This is a genomic window from Prevotella sp. E13-17, from assembly GCF_022024035.1.
GTDB lineage: Bacteria > Bacteroidota > Bacteroidia > Bacteroidales > Bacteroidaceae > Prevotella.
The window spans coordinates 3,153,330-3,178,822 of the sequence record NZ_CP091787.1 but is presented as its reverse complement, the minus strand read 5'-3'; the positions used below and the strand labels follow the sequence as shown (position 1 = coordinate 3,178,822).

At 49.1% G+C, this 25,493-nt stretch carries 19 protein-coding genes and 1 riboswitch; of the genes, 16 read left to right on the top strand and 3 right to left on the bottom strand.

The window, feature by feature from the left end; all coding sequences use genetic code 11:
* Window positions 1-19 precede the first annotated feature (19 nt).
* The 7 genes from L6472_RS12695 to L6472_RS12665 all read left to right on the top strand — a co-directional run bounded on the left by L6472_RS12695 (window position 20) and on the right by L6472_RS12665 (window position 10,141).
* Window positions 20-1,633: a RagB/SusD family nutrient uptake outer membrane protein gene (locus L6472_RS12695; protein ID WP_237805669.1), complete on the top strand. Its 1,614-nt coding sequence runs from the start codon at window positions 20-22 to the stop codon at window positions 1,631-1,633.
* 33 nt (window positions 1,634-1,666) lie between these two features.
* Window positions 1,667-2,749, top strand: coding sequence for a family 43 glycosylhydrolase (locus L6472_RS12690; RefSeq protein WP_237805667.1), 1,083 nt, complete (start codon window positions 1,667-1,669; stop codon window positions 2,747-2,749).
* Between the two features lie 82 nt (window positions 2,750-2,831).
* Entirely contained in the window at window positions 2,832-4,733 is a 1,902-nt protein-coding gene (locus L6472_RS12685; RefSeq protein WP_237805665.1) for a VCBS repeat-containing protein, read from the top strand.
* Between the two features lie 81 nt (window positions 4,734-4,814).
* Window positions 4,815-5,342 carry a T9SS type A sorting domain-containing protein gene (locus L6472_RS12680; RefSeq protein ID WP_237805663.1) on the top strand — a complete coding sequence of 176 codons (528 nt, stop codon included), beginning with the start codon at window positions 4,815-4,817 and terminating at the stop codon, window positions 5,340-5,342.
* 3 nt (window positions 5,343-5,345) lie between these two features.
* A complete protein-coding gene (locus tag L6472_RS12675; RefSeq protein WP_237805661.1) occupies window positions 5,346-7,382 on the top strand; it encodes a sialidase family protein in 2,037 nt (678 codons plus the stop codon).
* A 23-nt stretch (window positions 7,383-7,405) separates the two neighbouring features.
* Complete coding sequence (locus L6472_RS12670) at window positions 7,406-9,412, top strand: hypothetical protein (RefSeq protein WP_237805659.1); 2,007 nt, start codon at window positions 7,406-7,408, stop codon at window positions 9,410-9,412.
* 447 nt (window positions 9,413-9,859) lie between these two features.
* Window positions 9,860-10,141 (top strand): SemiSWEET family sugar transporter, encoded by a 282-nt coding sequence (locus tag L6472_RS12665; protein ID WP_237805656.1) that lies wholly within the window; start codon window positions 9,860-9,862, stop codon window positions 10,139-10,141.
* On the opposite strand, the gene L6472_RS12660 is transcribed toward L6472_RS12665, so the two are convergent.
* Window positions 10,129-10,284: a hypothetical protein gene (locus tag L6472_RS12660; RefSeq protein WP_237805654.1), complete on the bottom strand. Its 156-nt coding sequence runs from the start codon at window positions 10,282-10,284 to the stop codon at window positions 10,129-10,131. The genes L6472_RS12665 and L6472_RS12660 overlap by 13 nt on opposite strands.
* A gap of 53 nt (window positions 10,285-10,337) precedes the next feature.
* On the bottom strand, window positions 10,338-11,777 hold the full coding sequence (pyk, locus tag L6472_RS12655) for a pyruvate kinase (RefSeq protein WP_237805653.1): 1,440 nt from the start codon (window positions 11,775-11,777) through the stop codon (window positions 10,338-10,340).
* 207 nt (window positions 11,778-11,984) lie between these two features.
* Window positions 11,985-12,085, top strand: a riboswitch (TPP riboswitch).
* Window positions 12,086-12,124: 39 nt separating this feature from the next.
* Here pyk and L6472_RS12650 point away from each other — a divergent pair.
* Both L6472_RS12650 and pnuC read left to right on the top strand, forming a co-directional pair.
* The gene (locus tag L6472_RS12650) at window positions 12,125-14,497 is read left to right on the top strand and encodes a TonB-dependent receptor (protein WP_237805651.1); all 2,373 of its coding nucleotides are present in this window, start codon (window positions 12,125-12,127) and stop codon (window positions 14,495-14,497) included.
* A 6-nt stretch (window positions 14,498-14,503) separates the two neighbouring features.
* On the top strand, window positions 14,504-15,133 hold the full coding sequence (gene pnuC / locus L6472_RS12645; protein WP_370640854.1) for a nicotinamide riboside transporter PnuC: 630 nt from the start codon (window positions 14,504-14,506) through the stop codon (window positions 15,131-15,133).
* Here the strand turns inward: pnuC and L6472_RS12640 are convergent.
* Window positions 15,114-16,343 (bottom strand): LL-diaminopimelate aminotransferase, encoded by a 1,230-nt coding sequence (locus tag L6472_RS12640; protein ID WP_237805649.1) that lies wholly within the window; start codon window positions 16,341-16,343, stop codon window positions 15,114-15,116. The two genes, pnuC and L6472_RS12640, sit on opposite strands and share 20 nt — an antisense overlap.
* Before the next feature lie 818 nt (window positions 16,344-17,161).
* Here L6472_RS12640 and L6472_RS12635 point away from each other — a divergent pair.
* The 7 genes from L6472_RS12635 to tyrS all read left to right on the top strand — a co-directional run bounded on the left by L6472_RS12635 (window position 17,162) and on the right by tyrS (window position 25,326).
* A complete protein-coding gene (locus L6472_RS12635) occupies window positions 17,162-19,597 on the top strand; it encodes an outer membrane beta-barrel family protein (RefSeq protein ID WP_237805648.1) in 2,436 nt (811 codons plus the stop codon).
* 88 nt (window positions 19,598-19,685) lie between these two features.
* Window positions 19,686-20,942 carry a methionine adenosyltransferase gene (metK, locus tag L6472_RS12630; RefSeq protein WP_237805645.1) on the top strand — a complete coding sequence of 419 codons (1,257 nt, stop codon included), beginning with the start codon at window positions 19,686-19,688 and terminating at the stop codon, window positions 20,940-20,942.
* Window positions 20,939-21,721 (top strand): DUF4271 domain-containing protein, encoded by a 783-nt coding sequence (locus tag L6472_RS12625; RefSeq protein WP_237805643.1) that lies wholly within the window; start codon window positions 20,939-20,941, stop codon window positions 21,719-21,721. Before metK ends, L6472_RS12625 begins: the two co-directional genes overlap by 4 nt.
* A 21-nt stretch (window positions 21,722-21,742) precedes the next feature.
* A complete protein-coding gene (locus tag L6472_RS12620; RefSeq protein ID WP_237805641.1) occupies window positions 21,743-22,492 on the top strand; it encodes a uroporphyrinogen-III synthase in 750 nt (249 codons plus the stop codon).
* 21 nt (window positions 22,493-22,513) lie between these two features.
* Complete coding sequence (gene rnpA, locus L6472_RS12615; protein ID WP_255777024.1) at window positions 22,514-22,942, top strand: ribonuclease P protein component; 429 nt, start codon at window positions 22,514-22,516, stop codon at window positions 22,940-22,942.
* A 39-nt stretch (window positions 22,943-22,981) separates the two neighbouring features.
* Entirely contained in the window at window positions 22,982-23,224 is a 243-nt protein-coding gene (yidD, locus tag L6472_RS12610; protein WP_237805637.1) for a membrane protein insertion efficiency factor YidD, read from the top strand.
* A gap of 800 nt (window positions 23,225-24,024) precedes the next feature.
* Window positions 24,025-25,326 (top strand): tyrosine--tRNA ligase, encoded by a 1,302-nt coding sequence (tyrS, locus tag L6472_RS12605; protein WP_237805635.1) that lies wholly within the window; start codon window positions 24,025-24,027, stop codon window positions 25,324-25,326.
* Window positions 25,327-25,493: the final 167 nt, after the last annotated feature.

The window sequence follows — 25,493 nt, the reverse complement described above, 5'->3', positions numbered from 1 at the left end:
TTAAGAAAGGAGCAATAACATGAAAAAGATTATAGCAAATACAATGATTGCGGCATCGCTGCTCACTGGAATGACTGCTTGCAGCGATGACTGGCTCTCACTCAGCGATCCTAATCTGGAGACTGCTGATACGTTCTGGCAGACCAGCGAACAGTTTAACGAGGGTCTCACCGCCGCCTACTCTACATGGCGCCGCCCCGGCTACTTCAGCCGTTGGTTCCAGGTGCTCACCGTGCTGCGTGGCGATGAGGGCTGGAGCAACAGTCCCAACCCTGAGTTCATCGGCGATGCCAACTTCGTGATGACTTCATACAACTACGACAGCAACGAGGGATTGAACCTGCCATGGCAGGCTATGTATAACAGCTTGTACTATGTGAACCAGGTCATCGACAACATGAATGACCATGGTTATGACCTCTTCGAGAAGAGCGAGGCCGACAAGATCTTAGGTCAGGGCTACTTCATCCGTGCCGTCGCCTTCTGGGCTATTGCAGGTATCTATGGCAGTGGTCCTATTCAGACCAGTTCTGTAGGCAATGGTCCTATCGGCACACAGGAAGAGCTCTATAAACAAGCTCTTGACGACTTCACCAAGGCTGCCGAACTGCTGCCCACCACTTGGCCCGCTGCTGAGGCTGGTCGTGCCACCAAGGGTGGCGCACTGGGCATGATGGCCCGCATGAACATGCAGTTGGCTGGCATGAAGTGCCATCGCCCTTGGGATGCTGCCAATCAGGATCCCGCTGCTGCCAAGGCTTACTGGCAGGCTGCCAAGAAGAATATAGAGGATATCTTTGAACTGGGTATCTATGATCTGGTGCCCAACTGGTTGGATAACTTCACCGAGGCTAATGAGAACAACAAGGAGTCTCTCTTCGAGATTAACTTTAAAGAGGGCACCATCAATGGTAAGGAAGTGGGCAACCAGCGTCCTAAGTTCTTGGGACTCTATGCCGGTGCTTCGTCTGGACTTTCTTGGGATGACGGTTCGGCACGCTCATGGCTGCTCGATGAGTTCAACAAGGAGCGCGACAAGGATGGCAACATCGACATGCGTAAGTTCCACACCCTGTTCTATAAGGATGTCAATGAACCTCAGACCGTGACCGCCATCTATTATGGCAAGACATGGGACGAGTGGAATGCCATCGAGCCTTTCGCAAAGTCATGCTACTGGAAGAAATATACCAGCGTTGAGAACAATCCTAGCGCTCAGGGCGAAGGCTATGTGACTGGTGTTAATATCCGCATCCTGCGCTTGGCCGACGTCTATCTGATGTATGCCGAGGTGCTCAACGAACTGGATGGCGACCGCGCCCTCGCCGTAGAATATATTAATAAGGTGCGCCGTCGTGTGAATATGAAGGACCTTTCAGCTAGTGACTACACCACCTACGACACACTGCTCGAGCAAATCAAGCATGAGCGCTTGGTAGAGCTTTGCGGTGAGTGCACCCGCTGGTTCGACCTCGACCGTTGGGGCGACATCCACGATCAGGAGAAAATCAACAAGCTGGCTGAGCGCGATGCCGACTTCCAGACCTATCGCTTGGGTATCAGCCACCTGTGGTGCATCCCCAACCATGAGATCAACAACTGGGAGGGATTGAAACAGAATCCTGGCTATTAAGAATTATGAATTAATTATTAAGAGTGAACAATTATGAAGAATATCATTAAATATATAGCTGCTGTTGCCTGCATGGGCGCTCTTGTTCCTGCCGGCATGACCAGTTGCACCGATATGGGAGGCGATGGTGTGGACTCCGTGGTTTGGAACGGTAGTCAGAACCCCGACAACACCAGTTTCCACAACCCAGTCATCGAACCATCGGTCGAGGCAGGAACTGTGGTCAAGGGTGCCAGCACGTTTGTTGCCATCTCAAGCACCACTCAGTGGGCCAAGGGCCTAACGAACTATTGTCCTACGCTGTCATCGACAAACCTGATGAACTGGACCGTGGCCAACGATGCTTTCGAGAAAACAGCCATTCCATCGTGGAACGACAGTCGTGTGAACTCACTGTCTATCGACTATGCAAAGACGATAAAGATTTGTTTCTGGATGTTCTACACGTTGGAAGATGGTGATGGTATTGGTTATGCTTTCTCAACTTCGGGACAGGGACCATATACAGATAAAGGCGTGCTGCTGACAGCTGCTGATGCAGGGGCAACCACAATTAAGAATCCATTCTTTATTGTAGCTGCTACAAACTATTACCTGTGCTACACAACTGAGAATGGTACCTATATTCAGAAGATTACCTTGAAAGGAGCTAAGGCTGATGCTGCCAGTGCAGCGCTTTCTGGAACCCGTACGCTCATTGGTAATGCTAATATGGACGATGTGGCAATCTTCAGAAAGAGCTCAAGCGAACTTTATTTGATGTTCACAGTGAAGAATGGTGCTAATACGGAAATCCGTTATGCTCGTGCTGGTAGCTTCACTGGGCCATATCTTGATAAGAGTGGCAATGATGTCGCTACAACCAGCAATGGAGAATTGCTTATTGAAGGTGGTGATGTTATGATTAATCCAGAGAATCCTATGCGTGCTTTCATGAATTCAGATCAGACTCACGTCTATGTGGCTTATAATGCTACAGAGGCGGGAACTGCTCAGATGAAGAGTGGATTTGCGCGCAAGCCAATGCTTATTACTCCTATTGAATTAGGCGATGACGGCTGGTTCAAAAGCAGTGTAAAAGCGCAAAAGGGATGGACTTCCCCACGTTACGAATAACAATATTAATCACGAGAGACGGAGCGCAGGCGTGAGCGTCTGCACTCCCAATCTCAAATACTAACTTAAACAACAAAACATTATGAAGAAATTATTTACATTAATGGCTGCTGCCGGTTTGGCACTGAGCGTGAATGCACAAAAGCAGATTTCTGTTGCCAGCGTGGACAAAGACATCAGTATTGACTATGCCAGTGGATGTGAGATTGACCTCAATAATGACGGTTTGAAAGAAGTCATTGTTGGCGGATGGACACGTGGCGAAGCACCAGGCATGGTTGTTCTTGATGGTGAAGGTAATGAGACAGAAACGCAAAGTCAAGCATGGATTATTTCTTGGAATGGAAGTGCGTATGAGAAAAAGGAATTTATCAGCCCTGTTGGTATGCGTGGACAGATAGTTCCTGCAGATTTCAATGGTGACGGAAATATTGATGTTACGATTGGAGGAGAAGGCTATGATTTCTTTTCTGTCTATCTGAATGATGGAAATGGTAATTTTACTGCAGATCCTAATTTTGCCGTAAAGAATACCGATGGTGAGGTTATTGGATGGTATCCTCGTTCTGTCGATGTTGCAGACTTTAATCTTGATGGTCTGCCCGATATTGTAACTATCGGTTGGAGTGGTGTTGGTGGTGTCCGTCAGCCCAATTGTGGCGTTCTTATTAATAATGGAGATGGAACCTTTACTGCACGTGCAACGGATTTGATAGGTAATGGTGATATGATTTATGAGTTTGCTCTTTCCACTATCAAAGCTTATGATTTGAATAATGATGGTTATGCAGATTTCCTTCTTCAAGGTAATGTGGATAATCAAGGACGACCTTTTGACCGTACCTTTATTGCTTATTTGAATCTTGGTGTGGATACAGATCCTGCAGATGTCGTGTCTTTCTATGATATGGGGCTAACAGACATTACACATAACTACGGTAATGGTAATATTCTTGTTGCAGACTTCAATAATGATGGTACACCTGATGTTTTTGTTACTGGTGAAGATCCTACCAGTGCGTCAGGTCTTGGATTTCATGATCAATGGGATTACATTCCTATGATGATGTATGGAAAGATTAAGCAGACCACTGATGGTAATGAGCTATCCTATAGTGAATACGTGCAGATGCCATTGCGCCGAACTAATACAAAGATTTTGAGCTCTACTAATGTAGGTATGCGTGCAATCGACTATAACGGTAATGGCTATTATGATCTGTTTTGGATGGGTTGGTGTGATCCGATGCCTGACGAAACAGCAAGCACGCAAGCTGGCTGGTTCCTTCCTGGTGGCGAGAATGGTTTCACCTCTTACCAGCGTATTCCTGGCGCATCTGAGCAAGCAGTTCTATTCCTTGACTATGGCAATGAGGGTTCTTTGAACTATATGATGACGGGTTATCATGGTGATGCTACTTACTTCACTAAGGCAACAGAGGCCAATCCAAATCCAGAATTTCCCATGGGACGTAACGCTGTCTTCACCAAGAATCCTTGGGAAAAGGCTGCACGTCCTGCTGCTCCTACAGCTCCCCAGGCAGAGGTTAACGACAATGCTGTAACACTGTCATGGACTCCTGCTGCTACTGCTCAGAAGAACGTTACATACGAGTACTTCATCAAGGACGCTCAGGGTAAGATCTACAATGGTGCTACCTCATTCATCGGTGGCGACAAGGACGGTGTGCGCAAGGTGCTCCGCGAGGGTAATGCCTTCATGAACACTAATCTGACCCTGAACAATATCCCTGCTGGCGAATATACATGGGGTGTTCAGACCGTTGCTGCCGACCTGCAGGGTTCTACCTTTGCTACTGGCACATTCACTGTTACCGGGCAGCTGAACGGTATCAACAACATGAGCCAGAAGGCAGCTGTTGCCAACATCTACACCATCGACGGTAAGCGTGTGGCTGCTGCCCAGAAGGGTCTCAACATCGTGAAGATGTCTAATGGCGAGGTTCGCAAAGTCATGAAGTAATTATTTTCAAATAAGAGTTAGGGTGGGAGAGCGTCTCCCACTTTAACTCTTTTTCTACAAAACAATATAAACCGAACTCATATGAAGAAACTATTGCTGTCAGTCATGATGATGATGGTGCTGGGCGCAGCTTCAGCAGTGGCACAGACCGTCATTCCCGTTAAAGTAGATCAATATCCACCGCTGAAAGCCGTTGCCGAGACGGTCACTGTCGATGTCTCGCAGGGCGCTATCACTGTGGGTAGCGACGTCAGCGTGGAAGGTGGCGACGGCTCCTACACTTATCTCTGGACCAATGCTGCCGGACAGCAGGTGGGCAACCAGAAGACTTTCGAGATCAAGCATTGGGGCAACTATTATCTGAAGGTGACCGATGGTCACGGCTGTCAGGTCAGCGTGATGTTCTCTGCCACTGATCCTGCCGGCATCGACCCCGCAAATATTCAGGATGTACAACAAATCAAGCTCTTCGACCTGAAGGGCCGTCTGGTTAAGAATACTCGTTCAATCACAACATATACCGATGGACTCCAGAACGGCACTTATGTGCTTTGTCGTATCTATGCCGATGGCACCGAGTCTGTCCAGAAAATCACTGTTAAAAAGTAACTCATGATGAAGACAAATAAATCTCTCCTCATATCTCTTCTTGCCCTGTTCGTAAGTATGGGCATCCAGGCTCAGCGCACCATCACTAGCTATGCACGTAGTGGCATGAGGACTACACTTAGTCTGGCATGGAACACCGACAACTATGGCACTATCCAGTGGCAGAGATCTATGGATCAGGGTCAGACTTGGACCAATATCAGTGGTGCCACCAGTCGTGAGTATGAGGTAACACCTACGTCCGATACCTATCTGCGCGTTGTCGTCAATGGCGATGAGGCTTGCGCCCCGCTTACCGAGACCCATATTATCAAGGTCTTTAGTTTTAATGCAACGCTGTCGCAGGCTTTGAGCAACGAGGCCACCTTTGAGATCACAGGTTGTACCATTGCTCCTGAGGCTGTGGCTGAGTATGGCTTCTGCTATAACTATAGCGGCGTGAACCGTGCTTACCGCAGTATGCAGCATGTGGCAGTGGGCACCCAGATTCCGGGTACAGACTTTGAGGCTACCTGTCCCGGTCTGCTTCCCAACAAGACCTATAGCATCCGTTTCTATATCAAGACCCAAGACGGTTCCTTTATCTATGGTCCGGGCAAGCTGGTGGAAACTCTGCCAGGACTGGAGTGGAGCAGCGAGGATTGGACCATCACCAAGAACATGCTTCAGCCACAGTTCAAAATCTCTGGCTATGTGGATGCCAAGCCAACGATGAAGTTCGAGTATGGCACGGATAAGAACAATATGAGCACGGTGGATATTTCAACGGTCGATGCTGATGCGCATAAGTATAAGTCAAACCTCCTGAGATCCTTAAAGTCTGGCACCACCTACTACCTGCGTGTCACTGCCGACATTGACGGCGATGAGCAGGTCATCGAGAAGACCGTCCGTACACTGACAGACTATAGTACCTATGAGGTAGATGAGACCGTGAAGCCTGTGTCTCACCGCATCCAGTGGAACAACCGCACTACAGCCATTCAGCTCAATCCTTCATACATCCAGGCTGAGTATCCTCGTGTGCTGCGTGTTAGCAAGGATACCCTCATCCTGACCTATCATGGTGGCGATGGCAGCACCGGTTCTACCGACCACTGGCAGAATATCTATATTTGCCGTTCTACCGATAATGGTAAGACCTGGACCGACCCCGAGAAGATTCTCGACAAGACCAAGACTTGGTTGACTCATGGCTGGTATCGCTTCACGAATGCCGACATGGTGAAGTTGCAGAACGGTTGGATTCTGATGACGTGGTCATCGAATGCCAATCCCGAGACCAACGAGAACTGTCAGGTGTTTGTCATGATCTCTAAGGATGGCGGTCAGACCTGGGGCGACCCCATCACCGTGCTGCGTGGCCGTGTGTGGGAACCACAGATTGTGCAGTTGCCCGGCGGCGAACTGGAACTGCTCGTGTCAAGCGAGAAACAATGGTGGGGCACTGGCGGCAATCTCAATCAGGAAATCGTGGTGTCGCGCTCTACCGACAATGGCGAGACATGGACCGCACAAAAGCGTGCCAGCTATAATCCCGGCAAGCGCGATGGTATGCCTGTGCAGGTGATGCTGCAGGGCAACAAGGGTATCCTGTTCAGCTACGAGAGCATTGGCAGTGGCAACAACCCCTCTATCTCTTGGCGTCCGCTCGACGGCGAGTGGGACAGCAGCGACTGGGACGAGCAGATCGACGATCGTCGTTGGGTGGCAGATCCCATCCTTGGCGGATGCGCCCCCTATGCCTTGCAGCTGGAAACCGGCGAGGTGGTTGTGATGGGCCATCTCGACCAGAATGGCGATGTGTGGCAGACCAACCGCCTGAAGGTTTGCGTGGGCGACAATACTGGTCACAACTTCAAGTATCGCACCATCCCCTTCTCCAGCCTGCCACGTGGTGAGGGCGCCTACTATGGCTCGCTGTTCCAGAAGGATAGCGAAACCATCTGGCTGCTCTACTCTCACAGCTATTACAATGGCTCTACCTGTACCAAGAACACCGTGGAGTTGCTCGAAGGCAAGATTGTTGCAATTCAATAATGATTATATAATAAACTGATTTTATGAACTACAGATTTGCTTTACTCTCGTTAGCTGCTGCCTTTGCCATGCAGGGTGCAGCACAGCGTTTCAACATCAGTATCAAGAAACCAGGCAACAATGCCGTCACCTATCTGCTCAGCGAGCAACAGGGACAGCTGAAGGCAGCCAAAGAACTGCCCTTGACCATCACTAAGAATGTGAAGCAGGAGGGCGAAAGCCAGTTGCTGACCGTCACTTTCCAGGCCAAGGAGCGTGTCTATTTCAACTTTGGTGCCATGCTCCCTACGGAGTTTGCCACCGACGATTGCGACTTCTATCTGCCGGGTTTCTGGTATCACAAGAACCTTCGTTCGCCCAAGGAGGCACCTTCGTTCCACACCTCAAAGAGCTGGAACGTGCGCGAAGACCGTCTGTCGTCGCCCCTCACCGGTGTGTATGATGCCAAGAGTGGCAGCACGCTGACCGTGCTGCGCCAGTTGGATGCCCCTGTCGAGGCACTCACCACCCATCAGGAGGGTGAGGTCATCGTCAGTGGCAAGACCTCGCTGGGCTATCTGGGCTTCGACAATGCCACCGGCAAAGCCAGCCTGACCTTCGGCTATCCTTACATGGAGACCCCCAAGCGCTACATCCGCAAGCTGACGCTGACGGCTCCCATCCAGGCCTTTGCTTGTCTGGAGAAGGGCGAGAAGCAGAGCGTGACCTGGGTCATCACCCGTGGCAAGGCTCAGGACTTCGGTCAGTTTGTGGCTGATACGTGGAACTTCTGCATGGACGAGATCAACCCTCAGCCCATTCAGCCGCTCTACACCGCTGACGAGATGAAAGCACAGCTGTCTAACTATTTTGCCAAGGGCTATGTTGACAAGTATGCCCTGAAGTATCACTCAGGTCACGGTCTGCGCTGCGACGACTGCCTCCCCGTGGATCATGTGCAGCTGGGCTTCTGCGGTCGTGTGTTGCTCAACGGTTTCAATGCCTTGGAGTATGGCGAACAGAAGGGTAATGCCGAGTTCGTACGCATGGGACAGGAGATCTTCAATAGCTGGCTGGAGCATGGCTTCACCGCTCGTGGCTATTTCAAGGAGGACTTCCACATTGCTCGTGGCATTCCTGCCGACAAGGACTGCATCCATAGCATCCGCCAGCAGTCAGAGGCTGTCTATGCCGTGCTCCACTACCTGGCCTACGAGAAGAAGCAGGGCCGCCAGCATAAGGACTGGGAGGTGAAGATGCGCACGCTGCTCAACCAGATGCTGCAGTTGCAGAAGGCCGACGGCAGCTTCCCCCGCAAGTATCGCGACGACCACAGCGATGTTGACGCCTCGGGCGGTTCTACCCCCAGTGCCACCTCAACGCTCGTCATGGGTTATAAGTTCTTTGGCGACAAGCGCTATCTGGCTGCTGCCAAGCGCACCATCGACTACTTGGAGAAGAACATCATCTCTAAGAGCGACTATTTCTCTTCTACCCTCGATGCCAACTGCGAGGACAAGGAGGCTGCCATCAGCGCCGTCACCGCTACCTACTACATGGCGATGGTCACCAAGAAGCAGGAACGTCAGCACTACATCGACCTGTGTCAGAAGGCCACCTACTTCGCCCTGTCATGGTACTACCTCTGGGACGTACCCTTTGCTAAGGGACAGATGCTGGGCGACCTGGGCTTCAAGAGCCGCGGTTGGGGTAACGTGTCTGTGGAGAACAACCACATCGACGTGTTCGTCTTTGAGTTGCCCCACATCGTGAAGTGGCTGGGCGAGGAACTGCGTGAGCAGCGCTTCACACAGGCATACAACCTCATCTACTCTTCGCTCAATCAGCTGTTGCCCACACCCGAGCGCCTCTGCGGCATCGGCGTACCGGGCTTCAACCCCGAGGTGGTACAGCACACCAACTGGGACTACGGTCGCAATGGTAAGGGCTTTTATAACGACATCTTCGCCCCCGGCTGGACCGTTGCATCGCTGTGGGAGATGTATAGTCCCACCCGCACCTCGTCGTTCCTGACCACAAAGAAGTTCTAAGTGAACCTCGTCATATCATTGCAGAGAGGATGCGCCCTTGCGCATCCTCTCTTTGTATTATCATAGTTCTGCTTTCGTCTTGTTAAAGCTTTACTTTTGCCCTGCTATAGCTTTACTTTTGCCCAGCCATAGCTTTACTTTTGTGCTGCAATAGCTTTGCTCTTGATGCCATTCTAGCCCCTGGATGAGTCGTTTCTAGCCCCTAGAATGGGTCCGTCTAGGGGCTAGATGGGTGCTGTCCAGGGGCTGGGAGTGGCCTTTCCAGGGGCTAGACAGACATCAAAAGTATAACTATTGCAAGCTGAAGGGGGCACTCTTGGTTTGCAAGAGTAAGGCTCTTAGGTCGTCATAGCGGTGCTTCGAGATAAATAATCCGATGAATCGTGAGGTTTATCGGAATTTTTATTTATTTTTGCAACCAGTACGATTAACTTTTTATTGATGACTATGGAACAAGGATCATTTGTAGAGATATGTGGATATGTTGCCACTATTTGTATGGTTCTGGGCTATCTGCCTCAGGCCATCACCACCATACGCACCCGCAATACCGACGGCATTGCGCTGCCCACCTTCCTGATGATGGGCATCGGCGGCATTGCTTTCATGTTGCAGGGGCTGCTTCATGAGCCCGACATCATCTGGTCGCTGTTTCTCACCAATCTGGTGACGAGCTCTTGCAGTCTCATCGTGTTTGCCATCAAGATCTATAACGACTACTTCAAATAGCATTCAGCACACACATCATCACGCTGAACCACCTGATGCAGTCGGCCGACAGAAAGACCAATACCGCAACGGTGGACTTGTCGAACGCCATCAATAAGTTGACCGTGAAGCGCATCGCGGCATGAATAACCCCCAAAAGCCATGCGATGTACTTCTGGGGGGCAATCATTTATTATGAGTTTTAAAAAACGATGTCTTATTTCCGGGGAAGATGGAATCGGTATTTGTTGGTGAACAACTCCCTCACGGTGTTGATCTCTAAGAACTTGGTGCCGCCACACTCACCAACATTACCACTCAGATAGGCAATCTTGTCGTCGTCCTCCAGATATCCTTTCTGGCGCAACATGCGCACGGCAGCCAGGAAGAGCTCTTCGCTGTCAATGTGTTCCTTCTGATAGACGGGGATAACGCCATAGCTGAGGTTCAACAGACGCTGCACCTTCTCGTGGTAGCAGATGGCCAACACGGGGTTGGGACCACGGAAGGCTGCCAGCGAACGGGCGGTGAGACCCGTGGTACAGTCGGTGATAATGCCCTTTACGCCGAGTTTCTCGGTGGCCTCGATAGCACTGTGCGACATGAACTCGCGGATGTCGCAATCGGAAGAGAGCGGAATCTCAATGTCGTTCTCGCGCAACTTGTCGCGCTCGGCCTGCTCGGCAATCTGTGCCATCGTGGTGACGGCCTCGATAGGATATTTTCCGCTGGCGGTCTCGCCCGAGAGCATCAGCGCGTCGGTGCGGTAGTAGATGGCATTGGCAATGTCGGTCACCTCGGCACGGGTGGGACGAGGATTCTGTATCATGGAGTGAAGCATCTGTGTGGCCACGATGACGGGCTTCTTGGCCTGCACGCACTTGCGGATGATGCGGCGCTGAATGCCGGGGATGCGCTCAATGGGTACTTCGATGCCCAAATCGCCGCGGGCAATCATGATGCCGTAGGAAGCCTCGATAATCTCGTCGATGTTGTCCACACCTTCTTGGTTCTCTATCTTCGAGATGATTTTAATGTCAGAGTTGTAGGCATCAAGGATGGCCTGGACGGCACGTACATCGGCAGCCGAGCGAACAAATGAGTGCGCAATGAAGTCGATGTCCAGCTCGATGGCGAGCATGATGTTCTTGCGGTCTTTCTCGGTCAGTGCAGGCAGGTCTATATGAATGCCAGGCACGTTGACGCTCTTGCGTGAGCCCAGCACACCATCGTTCTTCACCTGTGCCATGATCTGTGGACCACTGATGCCAATGACCTGCATGTCGAGTGCACCGTCGTCAAAGAGAATATGACAGCCTTCGTGAACATCGGCAGCGAAGTTCTTATAGGTGACGTTCACAATGTCATGGGTGGTCTCCATCTCGGGACGGCCAAAGATTTTCACCACGTCGCCCGTCTTGTAGTGGATGGGTTCTGCGCAAGCGGTAGTGCGCACCTCGGGACCTTTGGTGTCAATCATGATGCCGATGTGATGACTCACCTCGCGCACGTTCTTTACAATCTGGCGGATGCCCTCTTCTGGAGCATGTGCGGTGTTCATGCGAACAACATTCATACCTGCGTTAAAGAGCGAGCGTATGAACTCCGTATCACAACGTCTGTCGCTGATCGATGCTACAATTTTAGTCTGCTTCATATAATCTTTTTACCATTATACCTGAATTCGACTGCAAAGGTACGAAATAATTCTGAAACATCGGTGAGCAGAAGGGTATTATTTGATGTATTTTAAGTCTGTTTAATTAAAGGAAAACAAGCGATTCTGACAGGATGTAAATCGCTTGTAGAAAAAAGTTTGCCGCTAATATTTTTGTGGTTACAATAATAATGTGTAACTTTGCGCCAGGAATTCAAGGGGTGCCGGATTCTGTTGGCCGGCTGAGATAATACCCTCTAAACCTGATGCGGGTCATACCGACGTAGGGATGGAATTGGCAGCTGGCACACACCCCGTAACATGATTTAATAATATAATTTTCAAGAATGAAAAAGATTCTTTTGGGATTAACTGCATTCATAGCTGTGAATGCGATGGCAGCCGAACCTGTTGATTCGCTGAAAATGGAACAACTGCATGAGGTGGTTGTCAGTGGTGTACGCACGCAGAAGAATGCTCCTTATGCGGTGGCTAATATCAAACAGAAGGAGTTGAGCGCTTTCTCAACTTCGGGACGCGAACTGCCTTTCTTGTTTGCTCGTACGCCTGGCGTGATGGCTTGGAGCGAAAACGGTATGGGCACTGGTACCACCAAGCTGGCTATCCGCGGTGCTGGTGACTCGCGTATCAACGTGACGTTAGACGGTGTGCCCCTCAACTCGCCCGAGGACCAGTGTGTCTTCTGGGCCAACATGAACTCGTATGCCTCGTTGCTCGGGTCGGCACAGATTCAACGCGGCGTGGGCACCTCGACCAATGGCGACGGCGCTTTTGGCGGAACGGTGGCACTGCAGTCGAAGGCTCCATCGATGAAGGCAGGGGCAGAATGGAATAGCTCCTTCGGTAGCTATAATACCTATAATATAGGTGGAAAGTTTACCACAGGACTGATGCTCAATCATTTGGTCGTGGACGTGGCCTATCACACCACCGGCACGGATGGCTATGTGCACGGCACGGATGGCCGTTCGGGCTCTTACTATGGTGGACTGACCTGGCTGAACGACCGCATGCAGATCAGCTATAAGCACTTTGGTAACTTCGAAAAGACCGGGCAGGCTTGGAATGGTGTTACTCCCGGTGACGGCGATTTGTCGTTGATGGACGGCACCTGGGGCGCCAATACTGGCATCAAGGACTATGCTGACCTTAACAAGGCTGGTCTGGGACGCTATAACGACCTGTATGAACACATGGTGAACGAGGGGTCTGCCTTTGCCCGTGATGCTGATGGTCGTTACATCACAGAGCGCTATCAGTTGAACGATGGTTCGCTATGGAAGGGTGCAACCGACAACTTCTGGCAGGGGCACAACATCTTGACCGGCGCTTTCCGGTTGTCAGACCGCTGGGCAGCTACCCTGACGGCACACTATACTCATGGTCATGGCTACTATCAGGACTTAAAATACGACAAAAAACTGGCCAAGTACGGACTGGAGCCTTTCTATGATGCACAGGGCAACCAGGTGAAGACGAATACGTTCATCCGTAAGAAAGGTATGAGTCAGGATGCCTATGGTGCATTGGGCAACGTGAACTATAAGGACCAACGCTGGAACATCATTGGCGGATTCTCGCTGCAGCAGTTTAAGGGCGACCACTATAGTCGGCTGATCTATGCTGAGAACAAGGAACTGCATGATGCCCGCATCGGTCGCGACGGATACGACATAAACTTCTCGGAAGCGACGAAGAATGATGCCAACGTCTATTTGAAGGCGGCCTATGAGTTTGCCAAGAACTGGAACGTCTTTGCTGATGCGCAGTATCGCTATGTGGGCTATAAGACTGACGGAACAAACGATGCGTTCTATACCAACGGAGCTGGTCAGCTGGAGGCTCAGCGACTGGATGTTGACGAGACTTACAACTTCTTCAATCCGAAGGCTGGCATGAGCTACAACAAGGGTCCGCATCATGCTTATGCTTCGGTGGCTATGAGTCATCGCGAGCCGGAGCGCAATAATTTCACGGACAACTATAACTATCCTTTCCCCAAGGCAGAACGTGTGATAGACTATGAGCTGGGCTATAACTACTCATCACGTCGTTTTCGTGGTGGCGTGAACTTCTACTACATGGACTACACCGACCAGTTTGTGAAAACGGGCGCCATGAGTGATATCGGCGAGGCACTGACCACCAACATCAAGGATTCTTATCGCATGGGTGTGGAACTGAGCGCTGCCTGGGACATCTGTCCGCTGCTGACCATCGAGGGCAATGCCGCTCTGAGTCAGAACAAGATTAAGAATTTCGACGAGGTGGTGAGCGTGGATTGGAGTTCTACGGAGACCTTCCATTACGACAACTCTACGCTGGCTTGTTCGCCATCGGCAGTGCTGAATGGTTTTGTGGATTTCCACTATAAAGGATTCAATGCTACCTGGCATACCAACTACGTGTCGCGTCAGTATTTGGACAACACCGAGTGCCGCGACCGCTCGTTGCCAGCCTATACCTTTAGCAATCTCTACTTGAGCTACACCTCGAAGGTTGAGAAGGTGGCTCCGCTGAAGGAAGTGGAACTGGGACTGACTTTCAATAATGTGTTTAATGCTCACTATGCTACGGCTGCCTATGTCTATTCGTGCATAGCCAGCGGTGATCATCCCAACAACAACCGCTACTATCAGATCTACTTCTTCCCCATGGCTAATAGTACGGCAATGGCCAACCTGACGCTGAGATTCTAATCAAAGATGATGGTTGTTGACTATATACAGACACACCAGCTCGAGTGCTTCTCAATGGCACTGGGGCTGGTGTATCTTTGGTGCGAGTATCGTGCCAGCATCCTGCTGTGGTTTGTGGGTATCGTGATGCCACTGGTTGACATTGTGCTGTATTGGCAAAACGGACTCTATGCCGACTCGGTGATGGATGGCTACTATGCTGTGGCTGCCATTTGGGGCTTTTGTGTGTGGCAGTGGGGGAAAAAGGAAGGGGGAAATGTCTCTAAAGAGAAGGCAGGACACTTGGAGATCAGTCATTTTCCTGTCGCAAGTCTGTTGCCTGTAGCGCTGGCTTTCGTGGCAATCTGGGCAGTGGTGTGGCTATGGCTGACGTATGGCACTCCATCAAACGTGCCTATCAGTGACAGCTTTGTCAATGCTTTGAGCATCGTTGGCTTATGGGCATTGTCGAAAAAATACATCGAACAATGGTTCATCTGGGTGGTGGTGGATGCTATCAAGGTGGCTCTCTATGCCTATAAAGGTATCCCGGTGAAGGGCAGCTACTATGCCATCAGTGTGGTGATAGCCATCTTGGGCTATCTTAAATGGCGCCGCATGATGCAGAAGCGTGCTGCTACCCCAGCCATTTGCTGAGCCTGTCGAGGGCTATTTCGGTCTGCTCGTGACTGTTGAACGCCGTCAGACGGACATAGCCTTCGCCGCTGGGACCAAACCCGACACCCGGGGTGCACACCACATGGGCACCATAAAGCATCTCTTCAAAGAAACGCCAGGATGAGGCTCCGTTGGGTGTCTTCATCCATAAGTAGGGCGCATTTTGACCGCCATAGATTTCAATGCCCAACTTCGTGAGCACATCTTTCATGTGGCGTGCGTTCTCCATATAATAATTGATGGTTTCGCGGACCTGCTGTTTGCCATCGGCCGAGTAGGTGGCCTCGGCGCCACGCTGAGTGATGTAGTTGGTTCCGTTGAATTTGGTGCATTGACGGCGGTACCACAGGTGGTTCAGGTGGATGCGCTCGCCGCTGAGCGTTGAGGCTGTAACCTCATGGGGCACTACGGTGTAGCCGCAACGAAGACCAGTGAAACCTGCTGTTTTTGAGTAGCTGTGAAACTCGATGGCACACTTGCGTGCACCTTTTATCTCGTAGATAGAGTGGGGCACATCGGCATCCTGTATGTAGGCCTCGTAGGCTGCGTCGAAGAATATTAGGGCATCGTTGTGCAGGGCATAGTTCACCCATTGGCGCAGTTGCTGCTTGTTGAGAGCAATGCCCGTGGGGTTGTTGGGGTAGCACAGGTAGATAATATCCACTCGTTGCTTGGGAATCTCAGGAATGAAGTTGTTCTCTGCTGTGCAGGGAATATAAAACACGTTTGACCAACGACCGTTCTCCACAGTACCGGCACGGCCTATCATCACGTTGGAATCGATATAGACAGGATAGATGGGGTCGGTGACACTGATGCTGTTGTCCCAACGTACCAGCTCTTGAATGTTGCCTGTGTCGCTCTTGGCGCCATCGTTGACAAAAATCTCGTCGGCGTCTAAATGGATGCCACGTGCAAGAAAGTCGTGTTTCAGTATGGCTTCGCGCAGAAAGTCATAGCCCTGCTCGGGACCATAGCCGTGAAACCCTTTCTCAGTGCCCATCTCATCGACTGCCAGATGCATGGCTTGGCGCACAGCAGGGCAGATGGGTTGGGTGACATCGCCTATACCTAAGGTGATGACGTTGACGCGTGGATTCATGGTGCGGAATACTTTCACCTTTTTCGCAACGTCGGCAAAAAGGTAGTTGTTGGGCAACTTCAGGAAGTGTTCGTTGACTAGTGCCATAAGCGGTGTGTATTAATCAAAAACGATGGTGCAAAGATACGAATTATATCTCGTTTCTTTGCACCAATCTTATTTAATTTGTGTTGTGTTGCAATGGATTTTATGGGGCAGAACCGAGGTTCTGGATGCAAAATTACTTATTTTTTATGCAAAAAAGGAATGACATTCGTGTACTTTTATCTTGAAAAAGGCAAAAAGTGACAAAGTGTAATTTGTGATTGTAGTAACTATTACAATCTGAAAGTGTAATTGTGTAAATTTATAATAATATGTAAGTTTGTTGAGAATTATTGTTCTTTGGCATTCGCCAAGGACGGGTCGGATGGTCGTGGCGAATTGATAAAGACTAAAAGAATAAAAATCCAAATATTCTTAAAAGATTTCCGGATGTTGTGATTAATAGTTACCTTTGCACCAAAACTAGATGATGCATCTACGATCGACTATAATAAGAATACCTTCTCGGTTGTATTTTCTGTTCTGCTCTTTGTTGAGTTGGACCACCATGCTGGCTCAAAAAGATGAAGGGGAATATGAATTAAGAAGTCGCTCTTTGAGGGATGTGCCAAGGTCGATGAGGGATATGCCCGAGGTGACGGAGGGTTTAGAGGAACCTCCGACGGACTTGCTGGAGCTTATATCTACAACCGTGACGGCTGAAACAGTCTTCTGGTTGGTTGTGTTAATGATAGCTTGTTATATCTTTGGAAAAATTTGGAAAGGCTGTAGCTACTTGTTGATGTTGTATACAGCAATTATGTTCTATTTATACATTAATGACTAGGTTATTATTCTTTTTTTTCTTTTTGGTTTCCGCAATGGGCATGAGTGCTCAGGGAATGGTGCGCGGAATAGTGGCAGACAAGCAGACTGATGAGGTCTTGCAGTTTGTAAATGTGCGCGTGACAGACACTAATGGTAAGTTAATAGGTGGAGGAATGACCGATGAAAAGGGCCATTTCGGAGTTAGTGGATTGAAGGACGGCGAGTATAACTTGCAGCTGTCGTTTGTGGGCTACAAGTCCGTTAACAGGACGTTTCAGATAACGCCGCAGAAACGTACGGCTCACTTCAACCGTGTGTTTATGATGGTAGATGCACAGACGCTGAAGGAAGTGCAGATTACGGGGCAGCGCTCACAGATGAAGTTGGAAGTGGACCGTAAGACCTTCACCGTTGATGAGGTGTTGGCAGCTGCTGGTGGCAGCGTGACGGACTTGCTGGAGAATATTCCCAGCGTGGAGGTGACCACAGACGGAGAGATATCGCTGCGTGGCAACTCGAGTGTAGAAGTGTGGATCAATGGGAAGGCGAGTGGACTGACTTCAGACAACCGTGCAGAGATTCTGCAGCAGATTCCTGCCGAGAGCATTGAGCGTATTGAGGTGATAGACAATCCCAGTGCGAAGTACTCGCCCGAGGGAACAGCTGGCATCATCAATATCGTGTTGAAGCGTGATCGTCGTGCTGGCTATTATGGTTCGGTGCAGACGGGTGTGAACCAGCAAGGCGGTTGGAACTTGGGCGGTAATATTAACTACTCGTCGAAGTGGATAGATGCGTTTGCTAATGTGGGCTATCGTCGTCGTAAGGGTGACGGAGGCAACCGAAGCGAACAGTACTACAAGGATGCCAGCGGTAACCGTAGTGACTATCAGATGATAGATGGTGAAGACAATAATCGTGGCGGTGGACTTTTTATGCGGGGTGGATTTACTTTTCATATGACCGAAAATGACGACCTGTCGCTGACGGGCATGATGATGAATGGCAACCACTCGAACGACAATAAGACAAGTTATCGCTATGGTAACGTGGCAACTGGTGATGACCGACAGATGCTACGCACCACAAAGGGGGATGGCGACCATCGTATGTATAATGGCGAACTGTCTTTTACGCATAAGTTCAACGAGCAGGGGACGCATAAGTTGGATGCTTCGTTGTCATTCAATAAGTGGACCAGTGATGGTTCGAACACTTATCGCAATGATACAACCTATTTCGATGGTAGCGCTCCGACCTACAGCCTACAGTTTCGTCCGATGAATATCAATAACCAAGCGTGGGAGGCAAAGGTGGATTATGAGAATCAACTGAACGAAGCCCTTAAATTGGAAGCTGGTTATAACGGACGTTTCTCGCATGAGAACACACCGCAGGAGTCGCAGATGTGGAATCAGACAACCCAGCAATATGAGGATGAGCCTTATTTCTATAATCGCTTTATCTACGACATGGATGTGCATGCGCTTTATGCCACGGGTAATCTGAAGATGGGCCGCATGGGGATTATGGCTGGACTGCGTGGAGAGTATTGGCGCGTGGATACCAAGAGCCGTGACTATTATGGCGTTGAAGAACCGTTTAAGAAGGATTATTTCCAACTGTTTCCTTCGCTGTTCTTAAACTATGAACTGACAAAGACTTCGCAGTTGCAGCTGAACTACACACGTCGCCTGCGTCGTCCATGGGGCGGTCAGCTGAACTCGTTTAAGAACACGCGTGATGCCTCGATGATAGAGTTCGGTAACCCTGAACTGACGCCCGAATATACCAATTCGTTCTCTGTGAATTATCTGAAGACGTGGGCTGCTCATACGTTGTCGCTGGGCACCTATTATCGTCCGACGACCGACGTGATGCAGCGAGTGCGCTATCAGGGAACCTACAGTGGACAACCAGTGATGTTTATGACCAACCTGAATGTGGCAAAAAGTCAAAGTGCAGGTGCAGAACTGATCTTGAAGGATAAGCTGTTCCGTATTCTTGACCTGACCACCACCCTGAATGCATACTATTATAAACTGGATGGTTTCTCAACACTGGTCGAGGGACAGGTGGTGACGGGCGAGAGCGATGAGAACTTTGCTTGGGATGCTCGTGTGCTGGCATCGGTCATCCTGCCTTACAGCATTTCGCTGCAGGCCACGGGCAACTATCGTTCGCGTTCGGTTATCACGCAGGGCTACCGCAAGGCCAACGGCAGTCTGGATCTGGGCGTGAGAAAAACGTTCCTTGACAAGACCTTTGCTGTGGCACTGAACTGGCGCGACGTGTTTAATACCCGTCAGTTTGAGAACTATACTGAAGGGCCTACATTCTGGCGTCATCAGAAAAACTGGCGCGACCCCCGCATCAATTTGCAACTGACGTGGAACTTTGGTAATATGAACCAGAAGAAACGTCTGGGGCACGACGAGATGCAAAATGGTGAGGAAGATACCGAGAGTTTTGGAGGTTACGAACAATAAAATAAGGGGACATTCCTTTGTGGTGTGGAAAGAATGTAGTAACTTTGCACCCAGAAATCGTTAATAATTAAATAAGTAAAGAATAAGTATGTCATATTTCTTTTCTTCAGAATCAGTGTCGGAAGGACATCCTGATAAAGTGGCCGACCAGATCAGTGACGCACTGCTGGATCAGTTTTTGGCCTACGATGAAAAGGCTCATTGTGCTATCGAGACCTTCGTGACGACAGGTCAGGTGGTGATCATGGGCGAGGTACGCAGTGATGTGTATATCGACCTGCCTACTATTGCAAGAAAAACGATCAAGAAGATTGGTTATACAAAAGCTGAATATCAGTTCGATGGAAACTCATGTGGAATCCTGACGGCTATCCATGAGCAAAGTGCTGATATTAACCGTGGCGTGGAGCGTGAGGACGACGAGAATCAAGGTGCTGGTGACCAAGGTATGATGTTTGGATATGCCACCAACGAGACAGAGAACTATATGCCTGTTTCGCTTGATTTGGCTCATCTGATTATGATGACGCTGGCTGAGATCCGAAAAGAGGGACAAGTGATGACCTATCTCCGTCCCGACTCAAAGAGTCAGGTCACCGTTCAATACAGCGATGCCGGTATCCCCGAGCGTATCGATACGATTGTGGTATCTACACAACACGATGAATTCGACGAGGATGAACCGATGTTAGCTAAGATTAAAGAGGACGTTATCAATATCTTGATGCCTCGTGTAAAGTCAAAGATACACTCAGAGAAGGTGTTGGCCCTTTTTGGCGATGATATCAAATACTACGTGAACCCCACTGGTAAGTTCGTGATTGGTGGTCCTCATGGAGACACGGGTCTGACAGGCCGTAAGATTATCGTTGATACCTATGGCGGTAAGGGTGCTCACGGTGGTGGCGCTTTCAGTGGTAAGGACCCCTCGAAGGTGGACCGTTCTGCTGCTTATGCCGCTCGTCATATCGCAAAGAACATGGTGGCTGCAGGTGTGGCCGACGAAATGCTGGTGCAGGTGAGCTATGCTATTGGTATGGCACAACCCATGAATATCTATGTGAACACTTATGGTCGTTCTCACGTGAATATGAGCGATGCCGAGATTGCACAGCGCATTGAAAAACTGTTTGATTTGCGCCCGAAAGCAATCGAACGTAGTCTCAAATTGCGTCAGCCAATGTATCTGGAGACAGCGGCTTATGGTCATATGGGACGCAAGTCGGAGGTTGTGACGAAGACCTTTACCAGTCATTATCACGAAACTAAGACGGTGGATGTGGAATTGTTTACATGGGAGAAGTTGGACCGTGTGGATGATATCAAGCGCGAATTCTCGTTATGAATGATTCCGTGGAAGTAGCGGCACAGACTGGCATTGGTCAGTTGGATATCGCGAACTTCGTTTCGGGAGATTCTATATATATGGTGTCAGGAATGGGTGTTGCAGGTGACCCTATCCCTGACACTATTACTAATAGCGTGTTTTTCACGCTGTTGTTGCTGGTCTGCTTTATGGTCTATGTGGTTTCGATTGCGCGTTCCATCAGCTATACAGGCCATCGCCTGAGAGAACTGCTTTTTGTTTCGCATGAAGTAGATTCGTTAGGCGATACCAGCGACGAGAAGTTCTTTCAGATATCGCTCATCACGGTGAACTGTCTGATGCTGGCCTTTTTCTCTTATTGTTGGGCTATCCAGAAATTGGGGCTGACATTTCTTAGTGATAACCGCACACTGTTCCTGTTGTTAGCCTTTATCAGCTTTGTGCAGTACTTCGTGTTCAAGTGGTTGCTCTATTCTTGTGTTAATTTTGTCTTTTATAAAAGTAAAGAAAATTTACAATGGATGAGGGCTCAACGCTTCCTTTGGGTGTTGGAAGGTGTTATAACTCACCCTGTTATATTGCTGTTGGTGTATTTTGACTTAGCAATAGAAAAAGTGGCTGTTTTCTTTATTTTAGTCTTGTTTTTGCTCAAAATCATAACATTTTATAAGGTAAAAAGCATCTTTTTTGTTCAAAAGGGCTTATTTTTGCAATCTTTTTTGTATTTTTGTGCCCTCGAAATCGCTCCACTTGTCGCCTTGGTAGGTATAATGGAGAAGATTGTGGAGACTTTATAAAATAAAATATTTGGACAAGAGATGATCAAGAAGATTTTGGTTTCACAACCGAAGCCTACGAGTGAGAAATCACCCTACTTTGATATCGCATCGCGATTTGGCGTGGAGTTGGTATTCCGCCCCTTTATCAAGGTAGAGAGTATCAGCGCCCGTGAATTCAGAACACAGAAGGTCAGTATTCTGGACTATACAGCTATTGTGTTCACCTCTCGCCATGCCATCGATCATTTCTTTGCGTTGGCAAAGGAAATGCGTGTTGCTATCCCTGAGGATATGAAATATTTCTGCGTAACAGAGACAATTGCACTCTATATCCAGAAATACGTACAGTATCGTAAGCGTAAGGTGTTCTTTGGTACAACAGGTAAGATTGACGACCTGATTCCAACCATGGTGAAGCATAAGACAGAGAAGTATCTTGTTCCTATGAGCGACGTTCACAACGACTCTGTGGCTCGTTTGCTGGATTCTAAGAAGCTGAACCACACTGAGTGCGTGATGTATAAGACGGTGAGCAACGACTTTACTCCCGAGGAGATTGAGGCTTTCGACTACGACATGCTGGTGTTCTTCAGTCCTGCCGGTATCGAGTCGCTGACCAAGAACTTCCCCAACTTCAATCAGGGTGATATTGCGATTGCTACATTTGGTCCTGCCACGGCAAAGGCAGTGCAGGATGCGGGTCTGCGTTTGGACTTGTCTGCTCCTTCAGAGAAGTATCCTTCTATGACAAGTGCCTTGCAGCATTTCCTGATCATGCAAGAAGATTAAAAGCATATTATATTTATATATATGGTGACGGCTTCGGCTATATTCCAAAAACGGGAGCGAATCGTCAGCCGGAAACTGATGGATGAGCTCTTTGATGGCAATCACAGTCATGCCGTGGTTGCCTTTCCGCTGAAAGCCGTCTATTTAGCTAAAGAGCACCCTGACGGGCAAGTGCCGGTCGAGGTGCTCATTAGTGTTTCTAAGAGGCACTTCAAGCATGCGGTGGATCGCAACAGGGTGAAGCGCCAGGTGCGCGAGGCCTATCGCAAGCAGAAGCAGCTGCTGACCGAACAAGTGGGCGAGGGGATGATGGTGGCTGTGGCATTCATTTGGATGTCTGACCAACATTTCTCTTCTGCTGAGGTGGACAGTCGTGTGAAGCATCTCCTGACGCGTATTGCAAAGAAGGTGGGCGTTGCGCCCGAGCAGCAGGACGCTACGCATGAATAGCATGCTGTGGCGTGTCGCAGACTCTAAATAGTATGGCGTATGAAGACTTTGCGTAACATCATCCTGACTGTATTGAAATGGCTGTTGCTGATGCCCATTATCTTCTATCAGCGAGTTATCAGTCCGTTTACGCCCCCCTCTTGTCGTTTTACCCCCACCTGTTCGCAGTATGCCAAAGAGGCAATCATCAAGCATGGACCCTTTAAGGGGCTGGCTTTAGCCGTTTGGCGCATCCTGCGTTGCAATCCGTGGGGCGGTTCTGGCTACGACCCAGTGCCATGACACACTTTTTTCTCCCTAAGTTGCTCGCTTTCTATGGTAACATTAAGCCCTCTGGCGTGACGTTATTCGGCAGGTTTTGTATCGTTAAAGTTTTTGTATTAAGCTGTAAAACGGTTGCTTTTGAACGGCAAAAACTTATTCTCTTGAAATAAATCCCGGCTTTAGACTCCAAGCAACCGCTTGGATATTACGTTCTTATTGCATAGGTTACGTGCCTTAATGGCTCAGTAGAAATTTAGTGGACTCAGTTGCAATTGCGTAGGTTTCGCGATGCTCCCAGAGTCTTGAATTGGCATTTCCAGAGTCTGGAGAGGGTCGTTTTAAAGTCTAAAAGCACGTATTCTGAAGTCTTGAAGAGGCGTTTCTAAAGTCTAAAACCGAAGCTATCATTTCAGATTTAGCCCCTGGATGCTCAATATCCAGCCCTTAGAACAACCGCATCCAGGGGCTAAAACGACTCGTTCCAGGGGCTGGATGCGCCACATCTAGGGGCTGGACGGACATCAAAAGTAAAGCTATTACAACGCAAAAGCGTAACTATAACAAGACGAAAGCAGCACTATGACAGTGCGAAACCGTTCCTATCCCGACCACTTTTTCGTATCTTTGAACTTCGTTCTTAGATACTCACGTTCGGAAAAACTCAAATTAATTTGGTTTTTCTCTCTCACTTTTTCGTACCTTTGAACTTCGTTCTTAGGTACTCACGTTCGGAAAAACTCAAATTAATTTGGTTTTTCTCTCACTTATTCGTACCTTTGCACACTCAGAGATAAATAACGAAAAATTAAGCATATACGATGAAAAAGAACTTCGTTGAAGAATTGCGCTGGCGCGGTATGCTGGCACAGATTATGCCCGGCACAGAAGAACTCTTGCAGAAGGAGATGGTGACTGCCTATCTGGGTACAGACCCTACTGCCGATTCACTGCATATCGGTCACTTGTGTGGCATCATGATGCTACGCCACTTGCAGCGTTGTGGCCATAAACCCATCATCCTGGTGGGTGGTGCTACAGGTATGATTGGCGACCCCTCTGGAAAGAGTCAGGAGCGCAACCTGCTGAATGATGAAACCCTGCGTCATAATCAGGAGTGCATCAAGGCTCAGGTGGCAAAATTCCTGGATTTCGACAGTAAAGAAGCTAATGCTGCTGAGATGGTGAACAACTACGATTGGATGAAAAACTTTACCTTCCTTGACTTCGCACGTGAGGTGGGTAAGCATATCACCGTGAACTATATGATGGCTAAGGAGAGCGTGCAGCAGCGCCTGAACGGTACGGCTCGCGATGGTCTTAGCTTTACCGAGTTCACCTACCAGTTGTTGCAGGGCTACGACTTCCTGTATCTCTATCAGCACAAGGGCGTGAAGTTGCAGTTGGGCGGTAACGACCAGTGGGGTAACATGACCACAGGTACTGAGCTGATTCGCCGTACGCTGGGCAACGAGGTAGAGACCTTTGCACTGACATGTCCGCTGATTACCAAGAGTGACGGTAAGAAGTTCGGTAAGACAGAGAGCGGCAACATCTGGCTGGATCCTAAGCGTACCTCACCTTATCGCTTCTACCAGTTCTGGCTGAACGTCAGCGATGAGGATGCCGAGCGCTATATCAAGATCTTCACGTCGCTGGAGAAGGATGTGATTGACGCACTTGTTGAGGAACACAAGCAGGATCCCGGTCGTCGTGTGCTGCAAAAGCGCCTGGCCGAAGAGGTGACTGTGTTGGTTCATTCACAGGAGGCGCTGGATATGGCCATTGAGGCTTCAAACATCCTCTTCGGTAAGTCCACCAAGGAGGCTCTTGAGAAACTCGATGAACAGACCTTCCTCGATGTGTTCGATGGTGTAGAGAAGTTTGAGATTTCAAAAGATCAGCTCGGTCAACCAGCCATTGAGCTCTTGACAACGGTGGCCCCAGTATTCCCTTCGAAGGGCGAGATGCGTAAGATGGTACAGGGCGGTGGCGTATCGTTGAACAAGGAAAAGCTCACCGACCAGAATCGTGCCATCACTGCCGACGACCTGATAGATGGAAAGTATCTTTTGGCTCAGAAAGGCAAAAAGAACTATTATCTGATTACGGTTAAAGACTAACAATTAGAGTTTATGATTAAAAAGGGCGAGGAATCTTTCAAATTCCTTGCCCTTTTTGTGCTTTTTGGGGATGAAAATTCCCATTTGTATTCGAAAAATAATAATAATTGAACATTTTTTTTGAATTATAATTTGTTTTTAAGAAATATTGACTATATTTGCAGAAC

Bases quoted from the DNA above. Each gene is read 5' to 3' on its own strand.
- L6472_RS12695 (WP_237805669.1), top strand. From the start codon at position 20: ATGAAAAAGATTATAGCAAATACAATGATTGCGGCATCGCTGCTCACT.
- L6472_RS12690 (WP_237805667.1), top strand. From the start codon at position 1,667: ATGAAGAATATCATTAAATATATAGCTGCTGTTGCCTGCATGGGCGCT.
- L6472_RS12685 (WP_237805665.1), top strand. From the start codon at position 2,832: ATGAAGAAATTATTTACATTAATGGCTGCTGCCGGTTTGGCACTGAGC.
- L6472_RS12680 (WP_237805663.1), top strand. From the start codon at position 4,815: ATGAAGAAACTATTGCTGTCAGTCATGATGATGATGGTGCTGGGCGCA.
- L6472_RS12675 (WP_237805661.1), top strand. From the start codon at position 5,346: ATGATGAAGACAAATAAATCTCTCCTCATATCTCTTCTTGCCCTGTTC.
- L6472_RS12670 (WP_237805659.1), top strand. From the start codon at position 7,406: ATGAACTACAGATTTGCTTTACTCTCGTTAGCTGCTGCCTTTGCCATG.
- L6472_RS12665 (WP_237805656.1), top strand. From the start codon at position 9,860: ATGGAACAAGGATCATTTGTAGAGATATGTGGATATGTTGCCACTATT.
- L6472_RS12660 (WP_237805654.1), bottom strand. From the start codon at position 10,284: ATGGCTTTTGGGGGTTATTCATGCCGCGATGCGCTTCACGGTCAACTT.
- pyk (WP_237805653.1), bottom strand. From the start codon at position 11,777: ATGAAGCAGACTAAAATTGTAGCATCGATCAGCGACAGACGTTGTGAT.
- L6472_RS12650 (WP_237805651.1), top strand. From the start codon at position 12,125: ATGAAAAAGATTCTTTTGGGATTAACTGCATTCATAGCTGTGAATGCG.
- pnuC (WP_370640854.1), top strand. From the start codon at position 14,504: ATGATGGTTGTTGACTATATACAGACACACCAGCTCGAGTGCTTCTCA.
- L6472_RS12640 (WP_237805649.1), bottom strand. From the start codon at position 16,343: ATGGCACTAGTCAACGAACACTTCCTGAAGTTGCCCAACAACTACCTT.
- L6472_RS12635 (WP_237805648.1), top strand. From the start codon at position 17,162: ATGGGCATGAGTGCTCAGGGAATGGTGCGCGGAATAGTGGCAGACAAG.
- metK (WP_237805645.1), top strand. From the start codon at position 19,686: ATGTCATATTTCTTTTCTTCAGAATCAGTGTCGGAAGGACATCCTGAT.
- L6472_RS12625 (WP_237805643.1), top strand. From the start codon at position 20,939: ATGAATGATTCCGTGGAAGTAGCGGCACAGACTGGCATTGGTCAGTTG.
- L6472_RS12620 (WP_237805641.1), top strand. From the start codon at position 21,743: ATGATCAAGAAGATTTTGGTTTCACAACCGAAGCCTACGAGTGAGAAA.
- rnpA (WP_255777024.1), top strand. From the start codon at position 22,514: ATGGTGACGGCTTCGGCTATATTCCAAAAACGGGAGCGAATCGTCAGC.
- yidD (WP_237805637.1), top strand. From the start codon at position 22,982: ATGAAGACTTTGCGTAACATCATCCTGACTGTATTGAAATGGCTGTTG.
- tyrS (WP_237805635.1), top strand. From the start codon at position 24,025: ATGAAAAAGAACTTCGTTGAAGAATTGCGCTGGCGCGGTATGCTGGCA.